Raw genomic sequence first — 18,824 nt, 5'->3', positions numbered from 1 at the left:
GGCGCGGGTCAGGAGGTGCTGATCAGCTTGAGCTCGGGGTGCGCCGTGCCGCCCTCGATGGCGGTCGACGACAGGTGCGAGACGACGTGGTCGTCGACCGGGTCGTTCGCCGGGTCGTCGTGGACCACGAGGTGCTCGTACGTGGTGGCGCGCTGGGCCGGGACGCGTCCCGCGGCCCGGATCAGGTGGATCAGCTCCATGCGGTTCGAGCGGTGCTTGGCGCCGGCCGAGGAGACGACGTTCTCCTCCAGCATCACCGAGCCCAGGTCGTCGGCGCCGTAGTGCAGCGACAGCTGGCCGACCTCCTTGCCGGTGGTGAGCCAGGAGCCCTGGATGTGGGCGACGTTGTCCAGGAAGAGCCGGGCGATCGCGATGATCCGCAGGTACTCGAAGAGCGTGGCCTGCGTGCGGCCCTTCAAGTGGTTGTTCTCCGGCTGGTAGGTGTACGGGATGAAGGCCCGGAAGCCGCCCGTGCGGTCCTGGACGTCCCGGATCATCCGCAGGTGCTCGATGCGCTCGGCGTTGGTCTCGCCGGTGCCCATGAGCATGGTGGAGGTGGACTCCACGCCCAGGTTGTGCGCGGTCTCCATGATCTCCAGCCAGCGCTCGCCGCTCTCCTTCAGCGGAGCGATCACCTTGCGCGGCCGCGCCGGCAGCAGCTCGGCGCCGGCGCCCGCGAAGGAGTCCAGGCCGGCCGCGTGGATGCGGGTGATGGCCTCGTCCACCGGCACCTTGGAGATGCGGGCCATGTGCTCGACCTCGGAGGCCCCGAGGGAGTGGATGACCAGCTGGGGGTAGGCCTGCTTGATGGCGCTGAAGTGCTTCTCGTAGTACTCGACGCCGTAGTCCGGGTGGTGGCCGCCCTGGAACATGATCTGGGTGCCGCCGAGTTCGACGGTCTCCGCGCAGCGGCGCAGGATGTCGTCCAGATCGCGGGTCCAGCCCTTGGCGGTGTCCTTGGGCGCGGCGTAGAAGGCGCAGAACTTGCAGGCCGTGACGCAGACGTTGGTGTAGTTGATGTTGCGCTCGATGATGTACGTCGCGATGTGCTCGACGCCCGCGTAGCGACGGCGGCGCACCGCGTCCGCGGCGGCGCCGAGTGCGTGCAGGGGTGCGGAGCGGTAGAGGTCGAGCGCCTCCTCGGGGGTGATGCGGCCACCGTCGGCGGCACGGTCGAGGACGGACTGCAGGTCGGCGTTCTCGCTCACCGGGCATCCCTTCCGAGGGGTTGTGACGGACCCGCTCAGCCTACGCCAGGGGTTCAGCCGCCCTGCTTCCTGAGGTCGCCTTCCGGGTTCCCGGCCAGGGAGTCGCCCGACCGGTAGTGCAGCGAGCCGTCGTCGTCGAGGGTGAAGCGCTCGTCGGCCGAGCCGTCCGAACACACCCCGGGGTGCGGGTTGGTGCCCCCGCTGGTGTCCAGCACGATCCACCGCTCGGTGGCCGTGGCGAGCTTCCACTGCCCGCTGCAGTCGTAGGTCTGCCCGAGCAGCGACAGCACGCTCTTGTCGTGGCCGACCACCGCGCCGACCTTGCCCGGGGTGATGGTGATCTCGAAGGTGCCGGGGACGCCGTGGGCGGTGACGGTGTCGCCCTTCCACGTGCCGGCGAAGGCCGCGGGCAGCGACGCCAGCCGGGGCACGGAGGGGGTCGCCGAGCCGTGCGACGGCGACGCCGGCGCCGACACCGAGGCGGTGGACCGCGAAGTGGCCGGGCTCCCGCCGCCCTTGCCCTGGTCGTCGGCCCGGCCGCCGTCGTGGAGCACGAGCCCCAGCGTCACCGCCGCCGCCACCAGCACGACGCCGGCGCCCGCCAGCGACGCCGCCCGGCCTCGGCGGGGCACGGCCGGGGTGGTGACCGGCGGCGGCGTGGCGGCGAACGAGGACGGCACCGCGTCGTGCGGCTCGGTCAGCCGCGGCGGCGGGCCGAAGGTGCCGTACGAGGGATGGGAGCCGTACGAGGAGCCCGTGCCGCTGTCCGTGCCGGCAACGCCGCCCAGCGCGCCGGGCGGCGGCGTCGGCTCCAGGTCCAGCAGTTCCACCGCCTGGCGGCCGAGCCGCTCGGTCAGCGCCGCGGGGAGCCAGCCGCCGTGCACCAGGGAGGCGGCCCCGCCGTCCGGCGCGAGCAGGCCGGCGAGCTGACGGGGCGTGGGACGCGCCGCGGGGTCCTTGGCCAGGCAGGACTCGGCCACACCGCGCAGCCCGGCGGGCATGCCCTCGAACTCGGGCTCCTCGTGGGCGACCTTGTACAGCAGCACGGCCGCGCTGTCGCCGGGGAAGGGCCCCTGTCCGGTCGCGGCGAAGACGATCACCGCGCCGAGGGCGAAGACGTCGGCGGCCGGCCCGGTCGGCCGGCCGGTGACCTGCTCGGGCGCCATGTAGCCGGGCGAGCCGACCACCACGCCCTTGCTGGTGAGCGCCGCGGTGGCGTCCATGGCACGGGCGATGCCGAAGTCGATCAGCACCGGCCCGTCCAGCGAGAGCAGCACGTTGGACGGCTTGATGTCGCGGTGCACCAGGCCGCGTCCGTGCACCTCCTCCAGCGCCTCGGCGAGACCGGCGCCCAGCGCTCGCACGCCGTCCTCCGGCAGCGGCCCGAAGGTCTTCACGGCGTCGGACAGCGCGGGCCCGGCGACATAGCGGGTGGCCACCCACGGCACCGGCGAGTCGGTGTCCGCGTCGAGCACCGGGGCGCTCCACGCACCGCCGACCCGGCGCGCCGCCTCCACCTCGCGTTGGAAGCGGGTGCGGAACTCCAGGTCGTCGGCGAGTTCCGAGCGCACCACCTTCACGGCCACCGTCCGGCCGCCCGGGCTGCGCCCGAGGTAGACCCGGCCCATGCCGCCGGCCCCCAACCGGCCGAGCAGCCGGTAGGGACCGATCGCCGTGGGGTCGTTCGCCTGCAGCGGTTGCATCTGCGCGCCTCTCGCGGTGCGGAAGGTCGAAGAACAACGGGAGTTCCCCGGATATGCCGGGCAACCTACGGGAAGCCGGTGAAATCAGAGAAGGTGTACCCGCGCCCGGGGCGGGAACCCCACGCGGCGGGCGAACTCGGCGATGCCCGTCAACTGGTCCTGGCCGAGGGAGAAGTCCAAGGTGGTGAAGTAGCGCTGCAGGGTGTCCGCGTCGAAGGACTCCCAGCGGGCGGCCTGTTCCGCGACCTTCTCCACCTCCTCCATGCTGAGGTCGCGGGAGGCGAGGAAGGCCCGGTGCACCTCGCGCACCGCCTCGGGGTGCGCGGCCAGGTAGTCCCGGCGGGCGGCCCAGACGGCGAAGACGAAGGGCAGCCCGGTCCACTCCTTCCACATCAGGCCGAGATCGTGGACCTCCAGGCCGAGCCGCGGCGCGTCGTGCAGGGAGGCGCGCAGCGCGGCGTCGCCGATCAGGACGGCGGCCTGCGCCTCCTGCATCATCAGCGACAGGTCCGGCGGGCACGTGTAGTAGTCGGGCTCGACCTTGTACTGCTCGGCGAGCAGCAGCTCCGCGAGTCGCACGGACGTGCGACTCGTGGAACCCAGGGCGACCCGGGCGCCGTCCAGGCTGCCGAGCGGGACCTGGCTCACGATGACGCAGGACATGACGGGGCCGTCGCAGCCGACGGCGATGTCCGGGAGGGCGACGAGCTCGTCGGCGTGGCGCAGGTACTCCATGAGCGTGATCGGGCCCACGTCGAGGTCTCCGGAGACGAGCTGGGCGCTCAGCTTCTCGGGGGTGTCCTTGGTGAGCTCCAGGTCCAGCAGGGCACCCGTTCGGGCCAACCCCCAGTAAAGAGGTACGCAATTCAGGAACTGGATGTGCCCGACGCGAGGCCGGGTCCGGCGCTCACCACCGGCGGAGGGAAGGGGCGCAGATTTGTCCACATCAGGAGGCTAGACCCCCGCTCCGGCGATCTTTCGCCGGGGCCCGCCGGGGAGTCGCACCGGACACTGCCCGGAGGCCACGGGTTCACCGCGCGTTCGAGCTTTAGGCGGTCCGGGTGAATGGGGATCTTGTTGCTCTTCCCCGGCGAGGATGCTCCGTGCTACTGTCGTCGCAAGTTGCAGTTTGGTTTCCCTTGCAGTACAAAGCCTGCGGAGCATGTGACCGCGGGCTTTTGTAGTTTTCAGACTTCTTGCGGTTAGCAGGGCAGGTTCTGGAGCAGGGCAACCCTTTGGCCCAAGGAGGGCTTATGGCTACCGGAACCGTCAAGTGGTTCAACGCCGAGAAGGGCTTCGGCTTCATCGCCCAGGACGGCGGCGGCCCCGATGTCTTCGTCCACTACTCCGCGATCAACGCCAGCGGCTTCCGCTCGCTGGAGGAGAACCAGGCGGTGACCTTCGACGTCACGCAGGGTCCGAAGGGCCCGCAGGCGGAGAACGTCGTCCCCGCCTAATTGCGGACAGACGTGTAGTACCCGATTAGCAGTACCCAAGGAGCCCCGCGCTGTGTGCGGGGCTCCTGCCTTTTCCGGCGGCGGTCGGCGGGCGGCCCGAGGGATTTCGGAGGGGTGAGCGTTACTTCGGGTAACATCGCTCTCACGTCAATGCGCCGCGGCTTCGTCGGGGGGACTTCCGTGCCACTGCTGCTGACCCTCGCCAAGGGGGTGCTGACCGGCTTCGGCAAGCGTCCGGCGGCCGACGCCCCGCTGCCCGCGGAGCGTCCGACCGCGCCGGCGGTCCGGGTCGACCCCGGCCGCGTCGCCGCCTACGCACGTGTGTGCGGTTTCCCCGCGCCGGGGACGGCCGTACCGCTGACCTACCCGCACGTCCTCGGGTTCCCGCTCGCCGCGCGGCTGATGGCGCGACGCCGCTTCCCGCTCCCGCTGCTCGGGCTGGTGCACACCGCGATCGAGATCACGCAGCACCGGCCGCTGCTGCCCTCGGAGACCCCCGGCATCACCGTCCACGCGCGGGAGCTGCGCGCGCACCGGCGCGGAGTGGAGGTCGTCGTCGTCACGGAGGCCCGGATCGACGGCGCGGTGGTCTGGGAGGACCGCAGCACGTACCTGGCCAGGACCGGCGGGCCCGCGCCCACCGCCGCCCCGCCGGAGGCACGGCGTCCGCTGCCGGAGGTGGCTCGGTGGCGGCTCGCCGCCGACCTGGGGCGCCGGCACGCGGCGGTCTCGGGCGACTGGAACCCCCTCCACGTGCATCCGCTCACCGCCCGGCCGCTCGGGTTCCCCCGGGCCATCGCCCACGGCATGTGGACCGTCGCCCGGTGCGCGGCCGAGGTGGTCCCGGGCACGGCCCGGGGTGTCGTCCTGCGCGCGCGGTTCGCGGCACCCGTCCTGCTGCCCACCACGGTCGTCCACGCCGCGGACGCCGGTGCGTTCGAGCTCCGCTCGGCCGACGACCCGTCCCGCCTGCACCTGACGGGCTCGGTGCGGCTCCTGTGAACCCGGCCGTCAGGCCGCGGGGTCAGCTGCCGGTCGCGGCGCGCGAGGCGTCGTCCGCCTCGTCCTCCTGAGCGGCGCTGGCGGCCAGGTTGGCCCTCGTGCGCTCCACCCGGGTCGAGACCTGCACGGAGGCCTGCTCGCGCAGGCCGCGCAGCACCACGAAGCTGAGCGGCGCGCTGATCACCAGGGCCAGCAGCATGACCCACAGCAGGTTGGAGTCGCCGAGGCCGGCCGGCAGCACGTGGACGTAGACCAAACCCCAGATGGCGAGGAAGCAGGCCGCGAAGAGGCCAAGGCGCATCAGGGAGTAGCGCAGCATGGGACTCGGCTTCCAGCTCACGGCGATGCCACTTCCTTCGGTGTGTTCGGCGGTCCGGTCCGCGGAACGCAGCGGACGTACTGCCCCACCAGTGAAGCACGCGGCCTTCACGCTCAGAGCAGCGGGAGCCACATCGTCATCTCGTCGCGGTCGTCACCTGCGGCGACACGGATCGCCCCGGGCGTCCTGCCGACCTCCTTGTAGCCCACGGAGGCGTAGAAACGGTCCAGGCCCATGCCGCTGCGGCAGGTGAGCCGCAGTCCCTCCAGGCCGAGTTCGCGGGCCGCGCTCTCGGCCTCGCGCAGCAACTCCGCGCCGTGACCCCGGCCCTGGTGGGCGGGGTCGACCATGACGGTGTAGAGCCAGGCCCAGTGGCCCATCAGGCGGTGGTTGTTGAGGGTCAGGAACGCCGTCGCGACCAGGCGCCCGTCCTCGAATCCGGCGATCAGATGCGCCCTGCCCTCGGATATCGCCTCGCAGCGGCCCTGCGCCTGCGGGACCACGTCGGCGGCGGTCACGGGGGCCACGAAGCCGACGGCGCCACCGGCGTTGGTGACGTCCGTCCAGAGGGTCACGAGCTGGTTCCGCAGGTCGGCGGTGAGCTCGGGGTCGAGGGCGAAGCGCAGTGCCATGGCGAAAACTGTAAGGACCCGCCCTGACGGCATCTGAAGCCGGTCCGGACTCCGGGCGACGCTCAGGTGAAGCGCGGGCCCCGGGATTCCCGGGGCCCGCGGCACGCCCGCGGCACGCCCGCGGCACGCCCGCGGCACGCGGAACGGGTCAGAAGCGCATCGGCTGCGGCGACTCGCGGCGCGCGGCGTCCGGGCCCGGGTACTCGCGGATGATCTCGTAGCGGGTGTTGCGCTCGACCGGGCGGAAGCCCGCGTCCGTGATGAGCTCCAGCAGGTCCTCGCGGGTGAGCTTGTTGGGCGTGCCGTAGTTGTCGGCGTCGTGAGTGATCTTGTACTCGACGACCGAGCCGTCCATGTCGTCCGCGCCGTGCTGCAGCGCCAGCTGCGCGGTCTGCACGCCGTGCATGACCCAGAAGACCTTCACGTGGGGCACGTTGTCGAACAGCAGCCGGGAGACGGCGAAGGTCTTCAGCGCGTCGGCGCCGGAGGCCATGGTGGTGCGGGCCTGGAGGGTGTTGCGGACCTTGCCGTCCTTCAGGTCGACGAAGTCGTGCTGGTAGCGCAGCGGGATGAAGACCTGGAAGCCGCCGGTCTCGTCCTGCAGCTCACGCAGGCGCAGCACGTGGTCCACCCGGTGCCGGGGCTCCTCGATGTGCCCGTACAGCATGGTGCACGGGGTCTTCAGGCCCTTCTCGTGCGCCAGGCGGTGGATGCGCGACCAGTCCTCCCAGTGGGTGCGGTGGTCGACGATGTGCTGCCGCACCTCCCAGTCGAAGATCTCGGCGCCGCCGCCGGTCAGCGACTCCAGGCCGGCCTCGATCAGCTCGTCCAGGATCTCGCTCGCGCTCAGTCCGGAGATCGTCTCGAAGTGGTGGATCTCGGTGGCGGTGAACGCCTTGAGGGAGACGTTCGGCAGCGCCTCCTTGAGCGCCTTGAGCGAGCGCGGGTAGTAGCGCCACGGGAGCGTGGGGTGCAGGCCGTTGACGATGTGGAGCTCGGTGAGGTTGTCCCCCTCCATCTCCTTGGCCAGCCGCACGGCCTCCTCGATGCGCATCGTGTACGCGTCCTTCTCCCCCGGCTTGCGCTGGAAGGAGCAGTAGGCGCAGGAGGCCGTGCACACATTGGTCATGTTGAGGTGGCGGTTGACGTTGAAGTGGACGACGTCACCGTTCTTCCGCGTCCGCACGTGGTGGGCGAGGCCGCCCAGCCAGGCGAGGTCGTCGGACTCGTAGAGGGCGATGCCGTCCTCACGGGTCAGCCGCTCACCCGCCCGGACCTTCTCCTCCAGCTCCCGCTTGAGCCCAGCGTCCATGCCTCGCCTCGCCTCCATACTGTCCTTGACCGGCAGACAACCCGATCGACCTTACGCCTACATGGTCTCGGGCAGTTCCCCGACCCGGTTCTCCCACTTCGTGGACAGCACGATGGTGGTGCGGGTGCGCGCGACGCCCTTGGTGCCGGACAGCCGGCGGATCGTGTGCTCCAGGCCGTCCACGTCGGGGACGCGGACCTTGAGCATGTAGGAGTCGTCGCCGGCGATGAACCAGCAGTCCTCGATCTCGTCGAGATCGCGCAGCCGGGTGGCCACGTCCTCGTGGTCGGCGGCGTCGCTGAGCTGCAGGCCGACCAGGGCGGTGACGCCGAGGCCGAGAGCGGCGGGGTGAATGGTGGCCCGGTAGCCGGTGATCACGCCGGCCTGCTCCAGGCGGTTGATCCGGTCGGTGACACTGGGACCCGACAGACCCACCAGCCGGCCCAGCTCGGCGTACGAGGCCCGGCCGTTCTCACGGAGGGCCTGGATGAGCTGCCTGTCCACCGCGTCCATCAGACTGGACCCCTTCATTCATGCCGTGATTGCGCTGTCGGGACAAGAATCTAAGGCATCGGCGGGCATGTGCCTTGTGCATTGAGCGGCGCCGGCCTCATTCGCCGTCATCCGCCTCCACAGTCCCGGGCATCCCCGTCATCCCGGCCATATCGTCCGCGTCCCTCGTCACGGCGGTCCCGGCAGCCGCTTGCGCTGCCCCCAGTTCCCCCTCCCAGCGGTGGTAGAGCTTGTGCGGCACCCTGGCGGCGTCCAGCACCCGCCCGGCGACGAAGTCGACCAGGTCCTGGATGTGCCGGGCGCCCGCGTAGAACGCCGGGGACGCCGGCAGCACCACGGCGCCCGCCTCGTCCAGCGCGACCAGGTGCCGGAGCGTCTGCCCGCCGAGCGGGGTCTCCCGTACGGCGACGACCAGCGGCCGCCGCTCCTTCAGGGTGACACTCGCGGCGCGCTGCAGCAGGTCCTTGGAGAGCCCCAGCGCCACCCCGGCCACACAGGCGGTGCTCGCCGGGACGATCAGCATGCCCTTGACGGGGTACGAGCCCGAGCTCGGCCCGGCCGCCAGATCCCCGGCGGCCCAGTGGCGCACCCGGGTGACATCGGCCCCGAAGCGGTCCGGGGTGCCGTCGGCGCCGCGGGCCAGCCAGCGGGACAGGTCCTCGCGCCAGTGGCCGTCGCGGAAGGGGGCCCCGGTCTCGTCCAGCACCGTGAGCCGCGCGGCCCGGCTGACCACCAGGTCGACGGCCTCGCCCGCGTCCAGCAGCGCCCGGATCACGGCGGCCGCGTACGGCGTCCCGGAAGCCCCGGAGACCCCGACCACCCAGGGCGTCCCGCGCCCGCTGTCGTCCATGTGGCGAGCCTATCCGGCCGCTCGTACAACCTTCCGGCCAGCTCACGGGTCAGTGAGGTGTTCATGTAACGACCAAGGGGTTGGGGAGAACACCATCAACGCCATGCGCAAGGGCATCGCCGCCGCGGGCTGCGCCGCCTTCATCGCCACCACCGCCGCCGCGTGCGGCACCGCCGGGAACCTGAGTGCCGGCGCCAAGGTCCAGCAGGCGCTGGACCGGCTCGGCGAGCAGAAGGCCGCCACGCTGTCCGTCGGCTTCGGCGGCAGCGAGCAGCAGATCTGGTCCGCGCTCAAGGGCGCGGACGGTTTCACCCGGGCCGACGCGAAGCTGCTCGCCGGTCTCGACGTGTCGCTGTCCATGAGCGCCACCACGCCGCTGAAGGACCTCAAGAGCGACAAGGACAACGCCTCGGTCGCGCTGCGGGTCTCGCTCGGCCAGGGCAAGGACCTGCTGGAGATCCGCAGCCTCGCGGGGAAGCAGGCCTACTTCCGGGCGGACGTACGGCAGTTCCTGTCGCTCGCCGGCGATCTCGGCGCCAAGCAGGACGACGCCGATCTGCGGGAGTTCCGGCAGATGCTCGACGCCGCCGACGGCCTGCCCTCCTCGTTCAAGTCCGTGAAGGACGCGCTCGGTGGCAAGTGGGTCTCCGTCGATCCCAAGGCCTTCGAGGAGTTCTCCAAGAGCATGGCCGAGGGCAGCCAGGGCGGCTCGCCGCTGCCGGACCCCTCGGCGCTGGACGCCAAGACGCAGGAGCGGATCACCAAGGCGCTGCGCGAAGCCCTGGAGCACAACGCGAAGTTCACCGACGCCGGCACCAAGGACGGCGCCGACCACGTCACGGTCACCTTGGCCGCCGGGAAGACGGCCGACGCGCTGGCCGACGCCCTCGAACCGCTGGCGGACCAGCTGCCGGACGGGTTCTCGGCCGCCGACCTGAAGCAGGTACCCGACAAGGACGTCAGTGTGGACGTCGCCGTCAAGGACGGCACCCTGTCGGGAATCAGCCTGGACCTCGACCAGTTCGACACCGGCGACGAGATCCACGGCGCGCTGCCGCTGACCGTCGGCTTCGCCCCCGACGCCCGGCCCGTCTCGGCCCCGGCCGGCGCCACCCCGCTCGACCCCCAGGACATCATGGGTGCCGTGATGCAGCTCATGGCGGGCGGAACGGACGCCTGAGACGCGGAACCGCCGCAAACCCCCATGTCGTTGTCTACCGTGGGAAGTCCGGGGAAGTCCGGCCGGACCGACGGACGGTGGACCACCACGAGGGGGGATCCTGTGGCGTACGAACCCATCGCCGGCCACGATGCCGGTGACGCCCGGCACGGCGCCCGCGACGGCGCGGTGCCGGGCCCGGGCGTCCGGGCCCGCGCGGCCGGGGCGCTCATGCTCACCTGGGTCGGGCTGCTCTGGCTGATCGAGTCGATCGACATGATGACCCACCACGCGCTGGACACCTTCGGCATCGTGCCGCGCGAGGCCGGGGAGTTGCGGGACATCGTGCCGGCGGCCTTCATCCACTTCGGCTTCGACCACGTCGCCGCCAACAGCCTCCCGCTGCTGGTGCTCGGGTTCCTGGCGGCGCTGCGCGGCACCCGCCGCTTCCTGAGCGTGGCCTTCGTCATCATCCTGTGCAGTGGCCTGGGCGTGTGGCTGGTCGCGCCGCCGCACACCAACACCGCGGGCGCGTCCGGGCTGGTCTTCGGCCTCTTCGGCTATCTGCTGGTGCGCGGCTTCGTGGACCGGCGGCTGATCGACATCGCGGTCGGCCTGGTCGTCGCGGTGCTGTACGGCTCGATCCTGTGGGGCGTGCTGCCCACCGCGCAGGGCGTGTCCTGGCAGGGCCATCTCTTCGGCCTGGCGGGCGGTGTGGCGGCGGCGTTCCTGTTCCGGGACCGCCCCGCCGACGGCTTGATCCGCTGAGGCCGTAGGATCCGGGAAACACGATCACGGGGGGCGGTCGCGCATGACCGATTTCAGCAAGCACGAAGGCATACCGCCGCAGGACGCGGCACCTCGGCAACCGCCGCAAGGGCCGCCGCAGGGGGCCCCGCAGGACCCGCCGCCGCCGGGACCCGGCCCGTGGGCCGCTCCCGGCCCCGGCGCGGGACCGTTCCCGCCGCCGCCCCCGCCGTACGGCCACCCCGGCCCCGGCTGGGCGGGCGCCCCGGGTTATCCGCCGCCGTTCCCGCCGCCGCCGATGCGGCCGCCGACCGGGCCGGCGATGTGGGCGCACCTGAGCGCCCTGATCACGGTCCTCGTGGGCTCCAGCATCTGCTGCCTCGGCTGGGCGCTGGGCTGGATCCCGCCGCTGATCATCCGCAGCAACGAGCAGAACAAACACGACCCGTTCATCCGCCACCACGCCGCGCAGGCCATGAACTTCGGCATCACCGCCGCCATGACCGTCCTGCTGGGCGGGGTCGGCTACATCGCCGGCTTCGGTGGCGTGATCTGGCACGGCGAGGACGACGGCCCGATCGCCCTGGCCATCGCCGGCTTCGGCCTGCTCGGGCTCTGCGCGCTCCACATGCTGCTCGGGATCATCTTCTGCGCCATCGGCAGCACCAAGGCCAACAGCGGCCAGTGGTGGCGCTATCCGCGGTTCGTCGCGCTGCCCTTCCTCAAGTCCGAGCAGGGCTGAGCAGGGCCCGGGAGTTCCCGGGGTCCGGGGGACCCGGCGGCGTTCAGACGCCGAGTCCCCGGACCGTCAGGTCCAGCAGGGCGCACACGAACAGCGCCATGCCGATGAAGCCGTTGACCGTGAAGAACGCGCGGTTGAGCCGGCTGAGGTCGCCGGGTTTGACGATGCTGTGCTCGTAGACGAAGGCGCCGCCGACGATCAGCATGCCGACCCACCAGAACGCGCCCGCGCCGACGGCCAGTCCGTACCAGACCAGCAGCACGGTGGTCACCACGTGGCTGACCCGCGCGCCGTACAGGGCGCCGTCGATGCCGAACCGGGCCGGCACCGAGCGCACGCCGTGCGCCCGGTCGGCGGCGACGTCCTGGCAGGCGAAGATCAGGTCGAAGCCGCCGATCCAGATGCCCACCGCGAGCCCGAGGATCACCGCGTCCCAGGACCAGGAGCCGGAGACCGCGAGCCAGGCGCCCACCGGGCCCATGGCCTGGGCGAGTCCGAGGATCGCGTGCGGGTAGTCGGTGAACCGCTTGCCGTACGGGTAGACCACCATCGGGACCACCGCGATCGGCGCCAGCGCCAGGCAGAGCGGGTTGAGCAGCGCGGCCGCGCCCAGGAAGAACACGACGGCGATCAGCGCGCCGGTCCACGCCGAGCGCACGGACACGGCGCCGGTGACCAGTTCACGCCCCGCCGTGCGCGGATTGCGGGCGTCGATCTCGCGGTCGATGATCCGGTTGCAGGCCATCGCGAAGGTGCGCAGGCCCACCATGGCGACCGTGATCAGGAGGAGCTGCCACCAGTGCACGCTCCGGTCCTGCGCGAACATCGCGCTGAGCGCGGCGATGTAGGCGAAGGGCAGCGCGAAGACCGAGTGCTCGATCATCACCAGCCGCAGGAACGCGCGGACTTTGCCGTCGGGCCGGGGCGAGGGGCCGAAAAGGTCCGGGGTCGCGGATTCCGCGCTCACAGGCCGTACTCCTTCCAGCGGCGGTCGACCTTCGCGGCGGTCTCCGGGTCGGAGAGCACCATCTCGGGCCAGCCGCCGTCGCGGGTGTAGCCCTCCTCGGGCAGCTTCCGGGTCGCGTCGATGCCCGCCTTGCCGCCCCAGAACTGCTGGTAGGAGGCGTGGTCGAGATGGTCCACGGGACCCTCGACGACCGACAGGTCGCGGGCGTAGTCGGTGTTGCCCAGCGCCCGCCAGGCGACCTCGTGCAGATCGTGCACGTCGCAGTCGGCGTCGACCACGACGATCAGCTTGGTCAGCGACATCATGTGCGCGCCCCAGACGGCGTGCATCACCTTCTGCGCGTGCTTGGGGTACTTCTTGTCGATGGAGACGATCGCGCAGTTGTGGAAGCCGCCCGCCTCGGGCAGGTGGTAGTCCACGATGTCCGGCACGATGATCTTCAGCAGCGGCAGGAAGAACCGCTCGGTGGCCCGGCCCAGCGGTCCGTCCTCGGTCGGCGGCCGGCCGACCACGATGGACTGCAGCAGCGGGCGCTTGCGCATCGTCACGCAGTCGATGGTCAGCGCGGGGAAGGGCTCCTGCGGGGTGTAGAAGCCGGTGTGGTCGCCGAACGGCCCCTCGGGCAGCGTCTTCCCGGGCTCCAGCCAGCCTTCCAGCACCACCTCGGCGTGGGCGGGCACCTGGAGCGGGACCGTCTTGCAGTCGACCATCTCGACACGCTTACCCCCGACGAAGCCCGCGAAAAGGTACTCGTCGATGTCGCCGGGGAGCGGGGCGGTGGAGGCGTACGTCACGGCCGGCGGGCAGCCGAAGGCGATGGCGACCGGCAGCCGCTCACCGCGCCGCTGGGCCACCTGGTAGTGGTTGCGGCTGTCCTTGTGGATCTGCCAGTGCATGCCGATGGTGCGGCGGTCGTGCCGCTGCAGCCGGTACAGGCCGAGGTTGCGGACGCCGGTCTCCGGGTCCTTGGTGTGCGTCAGGCCCAGGTTGAAGAAGGAGCCACCGTCCTCGGGCCAGGTGAACAGCGCGGGCAGCGCGTCGAGGTCCACGTCGTCACCGGTGAGGACGACCTCCTGGACGGGCGCGTCCTTGACCTTCCTCGGCGGGACGTGGGTCATCCCGGCGAGCTTGCCGAACGCCTCGCGCACCCCGACGAAGCCCTGCGGCAGTTCCGGCTTCAGCAGCCCGCCGATGCGGTCGCTGATGTCGGCGTAGGACGTCAGGCCCAGCGACTTCAGCAGCCGGCGGTCGGTGCCGTACACGTTCATCGCCAGGGGCATCGAGGAGCCCTTGACGTTCTCGAACAGCAGCGCGGGGCCGCCCGCCTTGTTCACCCGGTCGACGATCTCCCCGACCTCCAGGTACGGGTCGACCTCGGCGGTGACGCGCCTGAGGTCGCCCTCCTTCTCCAGGGCCCTCAACAGCGAGCGAAGATCGTCGTAAGCCATGCTGTCCAGTATCCGGTACGCACTACTCTTGACCCGTCACCGGGGCCCTGTCATGCCCCGCCGTCGCTGCCTGGGGGGCATTACCGCGATGATCCGGCTTCTCCCGTTCCTGCTGGTGCTGGCGTTGATGATCTACGCCTTCATCGACTGCCTCAACACCCCCGAGGAGCAGGTCCGCGGCCTCCCCAAGGTCGTGTGGATCATCATCATCCTGCTCTTCGGCGAGATCCTGGTCGGCCCGGTCGTCTGGCTGGTCGCCGGCAAGCACCGCACCGGGCCGGCGGGCGGCAGCACGCCCGCGGAGTGGCACCGCAACCACCGCACGCAGTGGGTCGCCCCCGACGACAACCCGGCGTTCCTCCACTCGCTCCGCGAGGAGAACAAGCGGGACGAGGACCTGCTGAAGAGCTGGGAGGCCGACCTGCGCCGCCGCGAGGAGGAACTGCGGCGCCGCGAGAACGGCTCCGGCGGCACGCACGGCGAAACCCCGCCCCGCGGCTGATCCCCGCGGGACACTGGCCGTCATGGACAACGCACAGGCGATGCTCGCGACGGCCGTCGCCGAGGCCCGCGCCGGCCTCGCGGAGGGCGGCATCCCCATCGGCGCCGCGCTGTACGCCGCGGACGGCCGCACGGTCCTGGGCCGCGGGCACAACCGCCGCGTGCAGGACGGCGACCCGTCGGCGCACGGCGAGACCGCCGCCTTCCGCGCGGCCGGCCGGCAGCGCACCTACCGGGGCACGACCATGGTGACCACGCTGTCGCCGTGCTGGTACTGCAGCGGCCTGGTGCGGCAGTTCGGGATCTCCCGGGTGGTCATCGGCGAGGCCCGCACCTTCCACGGCGGCCACGACTGGCTGGCCGGGCACGGAGTGGAGATCGTCCTGCTGGACGACCCCGAGTGCGCCGCCCTGATGACCGAGTTCATCGCGGCCCGCCCCGATCTGTGGAACGAGGACATCGGCGCATGATCCCCACCATCGACCTCGGCCCCTGGCTCACCGGCGATGCCGCCGACCGCGCCCGCCTCGCCCGAACCGTCGACGAGGCCCTGTGCACCGCGGGCTTCCTGCTGGTCACCGGGCACGGCGTGGACCCGGGACTGCGCGCCGCCATCAGGGAGTCGGCGCGCGGCTTCTTCCTGCTGCCCGCCGCCGCCAAGCAGGCGTACGCGGTGCGGGTCGGCGGCCGCGGCTGGCTGGGGCCGGGCGCGGAGGCCAACGGCTACGCCGAGGGCACCGCGACGCCGCCCGATCTGAAGGAGTCCTGGTCCTTCGCGGCCGAGGAGCCCACCGGCGACCCGGCCGTCGACGCCGAGTGGTTCCTGCCCAACGTCTGGCCGTCCCAGGTCCCCGGACTGCGGCCGCTGGTGACGGCCTACACGGCGCGGATGCGCGCGCTGTCGGACCGGCTGCTGGAACTGCTGGCCGCCGCTCTGGGCGCGCCGCCGGACTTCTTCACCCGGCACACCGGACATCCCACCTGGGGCCTGAACCTCAACTGGTATCCCGGTACGGAGATCGTCGGCGAGCCCGCGCCCGGCCAGTTCCGGATCGGCCCGCACACCGACTTCGGCACGGTCACCGTGCTCGACCGCCAGCAGGGCAAGGGCGGTCTGCAGGTCCACACCGACGCCGGCGGGTGGCAGGACGCCCCCTGGCACCCGGACGCGTTCACCGTCAACATCGGTGATCTGATGGCCCGCTGGACCGGCGACCGCTGGCGCTCCGGCCGGCACCGCGTGCTGCCTCCGCCGGCCGACGCGCCGGCGGAGGAGCTGATGTCGCTGGTGTGGTTCTACGAGTGCGACCCGGGCACCCGGGTCGCCCCGCTGCCCGCGCCCGTCGGCCGGGTCGCGTACGAGCCGGTGGACTCGCACGCGTACCTGCGGGCCAAGCTGGACGCGATCAGCGTGGACTGAGCGGCCCGTGAGGGCGCTCAGACGCCGGCGTAGGAGTGCTTGCCGGTGATGAAGATGTTCACGCCGTAGTAGTTGAACAGGAAGCAGGCGAAGGCGAGCAGGGCCAGGTAGGCGGCCTTGCGGCCCTTCCAGCCGGCGGTGGCGCGGGCGTGCAGGTAGCACGCGTAGACCACCCAGGTGATGAAGGACCAGGTCTCCTTGGGGTCCCAGCCCCAGTAGCGGCCCCAGGCGGCCTCGGCCCAGATCGCGCCCGCGATGATCGTGAAGGTCCACAGCGGGAAGACCATGGCGTTGACCCGGTACGCGAACTTGTCCAGGCTCGCGGCGGCGGGCAGCCGGTACATGATGCCCGCCCAGGTGCCCTCGGCCTTGCCCGAGGCCGCGAGGGACGTCTCGTAGTGGTCCCGCAGGAGGTAGAGCAGCGTGGCGACCGCGCCCAGGTAGAACACCGCTCCCGAGATGATCGCGCAGGAGACGTGGATCCACAGCCAGTACGAGTGCAGGGCGGGCACCAACTGGTCGCTGTCCGTGTAGAGGACGGAGACGGCCAGGCCCAGGTCGAGCAGGACCGAGGTGGTCAGGATGAGCCCGATCCAGCGGACCTTCCTGCCCAGCGCGAGCAGCACGAGGTACGCGGTGACCGCGACGGCGCCGAAGGTCGTGGAGAACTCGTACATGTTGCCCCAGGGGGCGCGCTGCACCGAGACCGCGCGGGCGACGACACTGCCCACGTGCAGCACCCAGGCCAGCGCGGTCAGCGAGATCGCCATCCGGCCGTAGGTGTCCCCCTGCTGGTCACCGCCGGCGGCGCCGGGACCGTCGGCGAAGCCGCGGTCACTGCTGGAGGCGCGGGTGACGACCGTGGGCCGCTGCAGGGTGGCGGTGCCGCCGCCCTTGACGGTGACGGTGACCGCGGGCCGGGCCGCGGCGGGTTCGGCGGCGAGCGCGGCGGAGGTCCTGGCGACCTTGCTGCGGCTGCCGAAGACCCACTCCGCGATGTACGCCAGGAAAGCCAGCGTGTAGACCGCCATCGCCGAGTAGATCAGGTAGTTGCTGATATGGGCGACGTTCTCGTTGACCGCGGCAGCACTGGTCACGCGCGCGCTCCTTCGTCATCGGGCAGGGGTTCTTCTGAGGATTGCGGGTCCGCCGCGGGCAGCAGCGGTGCCGTGGACGTGAGGTCGGCCGCGAGCTCGCCGAGTTCGTCGGCGATCCGCACCGACTCGCTGCGGCCGAGTCCGGCGAGCTCGACGACGGTGACCCCGTCCGCGCCGCGCACCGCCCGCACCCAGACGCGGCGGCGCTGGATGAACAGCGATCCGGCCAGGCCGAGGATGGCGGCGACGGCGCTCACCAGCGCCCAGCCGTTGCCGACCTGGTGGGAGACCTGGAAGCTGGCCCAGGTCTTGACGCCGTCGAAGGTGAGCGTGCCGTCGCCGTTCGGCAGGGTCAGCGTGTCGCCCGTCTTCATGGCCTTGCGGACGATCTCGCCGTCGCCGTCCTTGAACTGCTTCATGTTGGTCGTGTCGAGCTGGTACACGTTCTGCGGCAGGCCGGCGTCCACGCCCAGGTCGCCGTAGTAGGCGGTGAGGACGAGCGCCGGGTAGTCCAGGGCAGGGAACGTGGAGTGCGGGCCCTGCGTGGCGTTCAGCCCGAAGGTCGGCGTGAACAGGCCGCTGAAGCCGTACTGGATCCGCTTGTCCGCGTGGTTGCGGGCGTCCATCACCTTGATCACGCCGGACGAGGTGAGGTTGCCGTCCTGTGGCAGGAAGGGCACCGGGCCCTGGAAGACCACGTTGCCCTTGCCGTCCTTGACGGTGACGGAGGGCGCGTAGCCGTGGCCGATGAGGTAGACCTTCGAGCCGCCGATCTCCAGCGGCTTGTTGACCTCGATCGCCGACGGGGTGCGCTTGCCGTCCGCGTCCGTCCAGTAGTGGATGTTGGCGCGGAAGGTGCGCGGGGTGCCCTTCTCGGGGCCGCTGCGGGCGTACGAGGCGGTGAAGCCGTCCAGCTTGAAGCCGAAGGTCGCCAGGTCGTCGGCGTTGTAGAAGGTGCCGGGCTTGAAGTCGTCGTACTGGGTGAGGGTGTTGTTGAAGCCGTCGCCCTCCACGATCAGCTTGCCGCCCTCGGCCTTGAACAGCCCGCCCACCGCGAAGGCGATCAGCAGCCCGAACAGGGCGACGTGGAAGAGCAGGTTGCCGGCCTCGCGCGAGTAGCCCTTCTCGGAGGCGACCGCGGAGTCCGCCGCCCGGGTCCGGAAGCGCCGGCCGCGCAGCACCTGCCGTGCCGCCGCGAGCACCTCGTCAGGACCGGCCTCGGTGCGCCAGGTCGCGTACGCGGGGAGCCGGGTGAGGTTGCGCGGCGGGAGCGGGGGCTTGGCGCGCAGCTGGCCGACGAACTGCCAGCTGCGCGGCACGATGCAGCCGGCGAGCGAGACGAAGAGCAGGATGTAGATCGCCGAGAACCACACCGAGCTGTAGACGTGGAAGAGCCCGAGCTTCTCGTACAGCGGCGTCACCGTGGTGTGCGCGTCCTTGAAGTCCTGGGCCTTGACCGCGTCGACGCTGGTCTGCGGGACCAGGGAGCCGGGGATCGCGGCCAGCGACAGCAGGAAGAGCAGGATCAGCGCGACCCGCATCGAGGTCAGCTGCCGCCACATCCAGCGCAGCCAGCCCCACACCTCGCGGAGGGTCCAGCCGAGCCCGCCGGCGAGGCCGGGCCTGCGCACGCCGCCGAAGGAGCCCGGCATGATCTCGCCGAACTCCTCGACGGGCGCGGTGGACAGCTGGGCGCCGGCGGCCGCGAGGTCCGTGCCCGCGTCGGTGGTGTCTTTGGAGCTCATGG

General features: G+C 71.5%; 20 protein-coding genes. 8 read left to right on the top strand and 12 right to left on the bottom strand.

Annotation, left to right across the window (positions count from 1 at the left end; all coding sequences use genetic code 11):
• Positions 1-8: 8 nt before the first annotated feature.
• The 3 genes from mqnC to ACIP98_RS12085 all read right to left on the bottom strand — a co-directional run bounded on the left by mqnC (position 9) and on the right by ACIP98_RS12085 (position 3,856).
• Entirely contained in the window at positions 9-1,208 is a 1,200-nt protein-coding gene (gene mqnC / locus ACIP98_RS12095; protein ID WP_319658387.1) for a cyclic dehypoxanthinyl futalosine synthase, read from the bottom strand.
• Positions 1,209-1,261: 53 nt separating this feature from the next.
• Positions 1,262-2,911, bottom strand: a complete 1,650-nt coding sequence (locus ACIP98_RS12090) for a protein kinase (protein WP_401975321.1) — start codon at positions 2,909-2,911, stop codon at positions 1,262-1,264.
• Between the two features lie 84 nt (positions 2,912-2,995).
• Positions 2,996-3,856 (bottom strand): menaquinone biosynthesis protein, encoded by an 861-nt coding sequence (locus tag ACIP98_RS12085; protein WP_319658385.1) that lies wholly within the window; start codon positions 3,854-3,856, stop codon positions 2,996-2,998.
• Between the two features lie 308 nt (positions 3,857-4,164).
• Here ACIP98_RS12085 and ACIP98_RS12080 point away from each other — a divergent pair, with 308 nt between their 5' ends.
• Together ACIP98_RS12080 and ACIP98_RS12075 are read left to right on the top strand one after the other, a co-directional pair.
• Positions 4,165-4,368, top strand: a complete 204-nt coding sequence (locus ACIP98_RS12080; RefSeq protein ID WP_018558781.1) for a cold-shock protein — start codon at positions 4,165-4,167, stop codon at positions 4,366-4,368.
• 150 nt (positions 4,369-4,518) lie between these two features.
• The gene (locus ACIP98_RS12075; protein WP_401975318.1) at positions 4,519-5,370 is read left to right on the top strand and encodes a MaoC family dehydratase; all 852 of its coding nucleotides are present in this window, start codon (positions 4,519-4,521) and stop codon (positions 5,368-5,370) included.
• A gap of 22 nt (positions 5,371-5,392) precedes the next feature.
• Here the strand turns inward: ACIP98_RS12075 and ACIP98_RS12070 are convergent, their stop codons facing one another.
• From ACIP98_RS12070 to ACIP98_RS12050, 5 genes are all read right to left on the bottom strand, one after another.
• Positions 5,393-5,689: a DUF4229 domain-containing protein gene (locus ACIP98_RS12070; protein ID WP_319658805.1), complete on the bottom strand. Its 297-nt coding sequence runs from the start codon at positions 5,687-5,689 to the stop codon at positions 5,393-5,395.
• Between the two features lie 113 nt (positions 5,690-5,802).
• Entirely contained in the window at positions 5,803-6,321 is a 519-nt protein-coding gene (locus tag ACIP98_RS12065; RefSeq protein ID WP_401975317.1) for a GNAT family N-acetyltransferase, read from the bottom strand.
• Positions 6,322-6,469: 148 nt separating this feature from the next.
• On the bottom strand, positions 6,470-7,633 hold the full coding sequence (mqnE, locus tag ACIP98_RS12060) for an aminofutalosine synthase MqnE (protein WP_319658382.1): 1,164 nt from the start codon (positions 7,631-7,633) through the stop codon (positions 6,470-6,472).
• A gap of 57 nt (positions 7,634-7,690) precedes the next feature.
• On the bottom strand, positions 7,691-8,146 hold the full coding sequence (locus ACIP98_RS12055) for an Lrp/AsnC family transcriptional regulator (protein WP_319658381.1): 456 nt from the start codon (positions 8,144-8,146) through the stop codon (positions 7,691-7,693).
• Positions 8,147-8,243: 97 nt separating this feature from the next.
• On the bottom strand, positions 8,244-8,996 hold the full coding sequence (locus ACIP98_RS12050) for a UbiX family flavin prenyltransferase (RefSeq protein WP_319658380.1): 753 nt from the start codon (positions 8,994-8,996) through the stop codon (positions 8,244-8,246).
• Between the two features lie 103 nt (positions 8,997-9,099).
• On the opposite strand from ACIP98_RS12050, the gene ACIP98_RS12045 reads away from it, so the two are divergent.
• The 3 genes from ACIP98_RS12045 to ACIP98_RS12035 all read left to right on the top strand — a co-directional run bounded on the left by ACIP98_RS12045 (position 9,100) and on the right by ACIP98_RS12035 (position 11,644).
• Positions 9,100-10,176 carry a hypothetical protein gene (locus tag ACIP98_RS12045; protein WP_319658379.1) on the top strand — a complete coding sequence of 359 codons (1,077 nt, stop codon included), beginning with the start codon at positions 9,100-9,102 and terminating at the stop codon, positions 10,174-10,176.
• A gap of 210 nt (positions 10,177-10,386) precedes the next feature.
• A complete protein-coding gene (locus tag ACIP98_RS12040; protein WP_319658804.1) occupies positions 10,387-10,923 on the top strand; it encodes a rhomboid family intramembrane serine protease in 537 nt (178 codons plus the stop codon).
• A 43-nt stretch (positions 10,924-10,966) separates the two neighbouring features.
• Positions 10,967-11,644: a DUF4870 domain-containing protein gene (locus ACIP98_RS12035; protein ID WP_319658378.1), complete on the top strand. Its 678-nt coding sequence runs from the start codon at positions 10,967-10,969 to the stop codon at positions 11,642-11,644.
• 43 nt (positions 11,645-11,687) lie between these two features.
• Here the strand turns inward: ACIP98_RS12035 and mqnP are convergent, their stop codons facing one another.
• Together mqnP and ACIP98_RS12025 are read right to left on the bottom strand one after the other, a co-directional pair.
• A complete protein-coding gene (gene mqnP / locus ACIP98_RS12030; RefSeq protein ID WP_319658377.1) occupies positions 11,688-12,611 on the bottom strand; it encodes a menaquinone biosynthesis prenyltransferase MqnP in 924 nt (307 codons plus the stop codon).
• On the bottom strand, positions 12,608-14,059 hold the full coding sequence (locus tag ACIP98_RS12025) for a menaquinone biosynthesis decarboxylase (RefSeq protein ID WP_319658376.1): 1,452 nt from the start codon (positions 14,057-14,059) through the stop codon (positions 12,608-12,610). Before ACIP98_RS12025 ends, mqnP begins: the two co-directional genes overlap by 4 nt.
• 88 nt (positions 14,060-14,147) lie before the next feature.
• Between ACIP98_RS12025 and ACIP98_RS12020 the strand changes: the two genes are divergently transcribed.
• The 3 genes from ACIP98_RS12020 to ACIP98_RS12010 are packed head-to-tail and all read left to right on the top strand — an operon-like array spanning position 14,148 to position 15,980.
• Positions 14,148-14,561, top strand: coding sequence for a PLDc N-terminal domain-containing protein (locus ACIP98_RS12020; RefSeq protein ID WP_319658375.1), 414 nt, complete (start codon positions 14,148-14,150; stop codon positions 14,559-14,561).
• A 22-nt stretch (positions 14,562-14,583) separates the two neighbouring features.
• Complete coding sequence (locus tag ACIP98_RS12015; protein WP_319658374.1) at positions 14,584-15,030, top strand: nucleoside deaminase; 447 nt, start codon at positions 14,584-14,586, stop codon at positions 15,028-15,030.
• Positions 15,027-15,980, top strand: a complete 954-nt coding sequence (locus tag ACIP98_RS12010; protein ID WP_319658373.1) for a 2-oxoglutarate and iron-dependent oxygenase domain-containing protein — start codon at positions 15,027-15,029, stop codon at positions 15,978-15,980. The genes ACIP98_RS12015 and ACIP98_RS12010 overlap by 4 nt, the downstream gene beginning before the upstream one ends.
• 17 nt (positions 15,981-15,997) lie before the next feature.
• Here the strand turns inward: ACIP98_RS12010 and ccsB are convergent, their stop codons facing one another.
• Positions 15,998-17,077, bottom strand: coding sequence for a c-type cytochrome biogenesis protein CcsB (gene ccsB / locus ACIP98_RS12005; protein ID WP_401975310.1), 1,080 nt, complete (start codon positions 17,075-17,077; stop codon positions 15,998-16,000).
• Positions 17,074-18,822, bottom strand: coding sequence for a cytochrome c biogenesis protein ResB (locus ACIP98_RS12000; protein WP_401975307.1), 1,749 nt, complete (start codon positions 18,820-18,822; stop codon positions 17,074-17,076). The genes ccsB and ACIP98_RS12000 overlap by 4 nt, the downstream gene beginning before the upstream one ends.
• Between the last annotated feature and the right edge of the window lie 2 nt (positions 18,823-18,824).

The sequence above is a fragment of the Streptomyces sp. NPDC088354 genome (assembly GCF_044753585.1).
GTDB lineage: Bacteria > Actinomycetota > Actinomycetes > Streptomycetales > Streptomycetaceae > Actinacidiphila.
Note: the sequence above shows the minus strand (reverse complement) of the source record. Positions and strands in the feature narration are given on the sequence as shown.

Bases quoted from the DNA above. Each gene is read 5' to 3' on its own strand.
- ACIP98_RS12045 (WP_319658379.1), top strand. From the start codon at position 9,100: ATGCGCAAGGGCATCGCCGCCGCGGGCTGCGCCGCCTTCATCGCCACC.
- ACIP98_RS12020 (WP_319658375.1), top strand. From the start codon at position 14,148: ATGATCCGGCTTCTCCCGTTCCTGCTGGTGCTGGCGTTGATGATCTAC.
- ACIP98_RS12000 (WP_401975307.1), bottom strand. From the start codon at position 18,822: ATGAGCTCCAAAGACACCACCGACGCGGGCACGGACCTCGCGGCCGCC.
- ACIP98_RS12010 (WP_319658373.1), top strand. From the start codon at position 15,027: ATGATCCCCACCATCGACCTCGGCCCCTGGCTCACCGGCGATGCCGCC.
- ACIP98_RS12035 (WP_319658378.1), top strand. From the start codon at position 10,967: ATGACCGATTTCAGCAAGCACGAAGGCATACCGCCGCAGGACGCGGCA.
- ACIP98_RS12015 (WP_319658374.1), top strand. From the start codon at position 14,584: ATGGACAACGCACAGGCGATGCTCGCGACGGCCGTCGCCGAGGCCCGC.
- mqnE (WP_319658382.1), bottom strand. From the start codon at position 7,633: ATGGACGCTGGGCTCAAGCGGGAGCTGGAGGAGAAGGTCCGGGCGGGT.
- ACIP98_RS12065 (WP_401975317.1), bottom strand. From the start codon at position 6,321: ATGGCACTGCGCTTCGCCCTCGACCCCGAGCTCACCGCCGACCTGCGG.
- ACIP98_RS12075 (WP_401975318.1), top strand. From the start codon at position 4,519: ATGCGCCGCGGCTTCGTCGGGGGGACTTCCGTGCCACTGCTGCTGACC.
- ACIP98_RS12090 (WP_401975321.1), bottom strand. From the start codon at position 2,911: ATGCAACCGCTGCAGGCGAACGACCCCACGGCGATCGGTCCCTACCGG.
- ACIP98_RS12025 (WP_319658376.1), bottom strand. From the start codon at position 14,059: ATGGCTTACGACGATCTTCGCTCGCTGTTGAGGGCCCTGGAGAAGGAG.
- ACIP98_RS12040 (WP_319658804.1), top strand. From the start codon at position 10,387: ATGCTCACCTGGGTCGGGCTGCTCTGGCTGATCGAGTCGATCGACATG.
- ACIP98_RS12080 (WP_018558781.1), top strand. From the start codon at position 4,165: ATGGCTACCGGAACCGTCAAGTGGTTCAACGCCGAGAAGGGCTTCGGC.
- ACIP98_RS12055 (WP_319658381.1), bottom strand. From the start codon at position 8,146: ATGGACGCGGTGGACAGGCAGCTCATCCAGGCCCTCCGTGAGAACGGC.
- ACIP98_RS12070 (WP_319658805.1), bottom strand. From the start codon at position 5,689: ATGCTGCGCTACTCCCTGATGCGCCTTGGCCTCTTCGCGGCCTGCTTC.
- ACIP98_RS12050 (WP_319658380.1), bottom strand. From the start codon at position 8,996: ATGGACGACAGCGGGCGCGGGACGCCCTGGGTGGTCGGGGTCTCCGGG.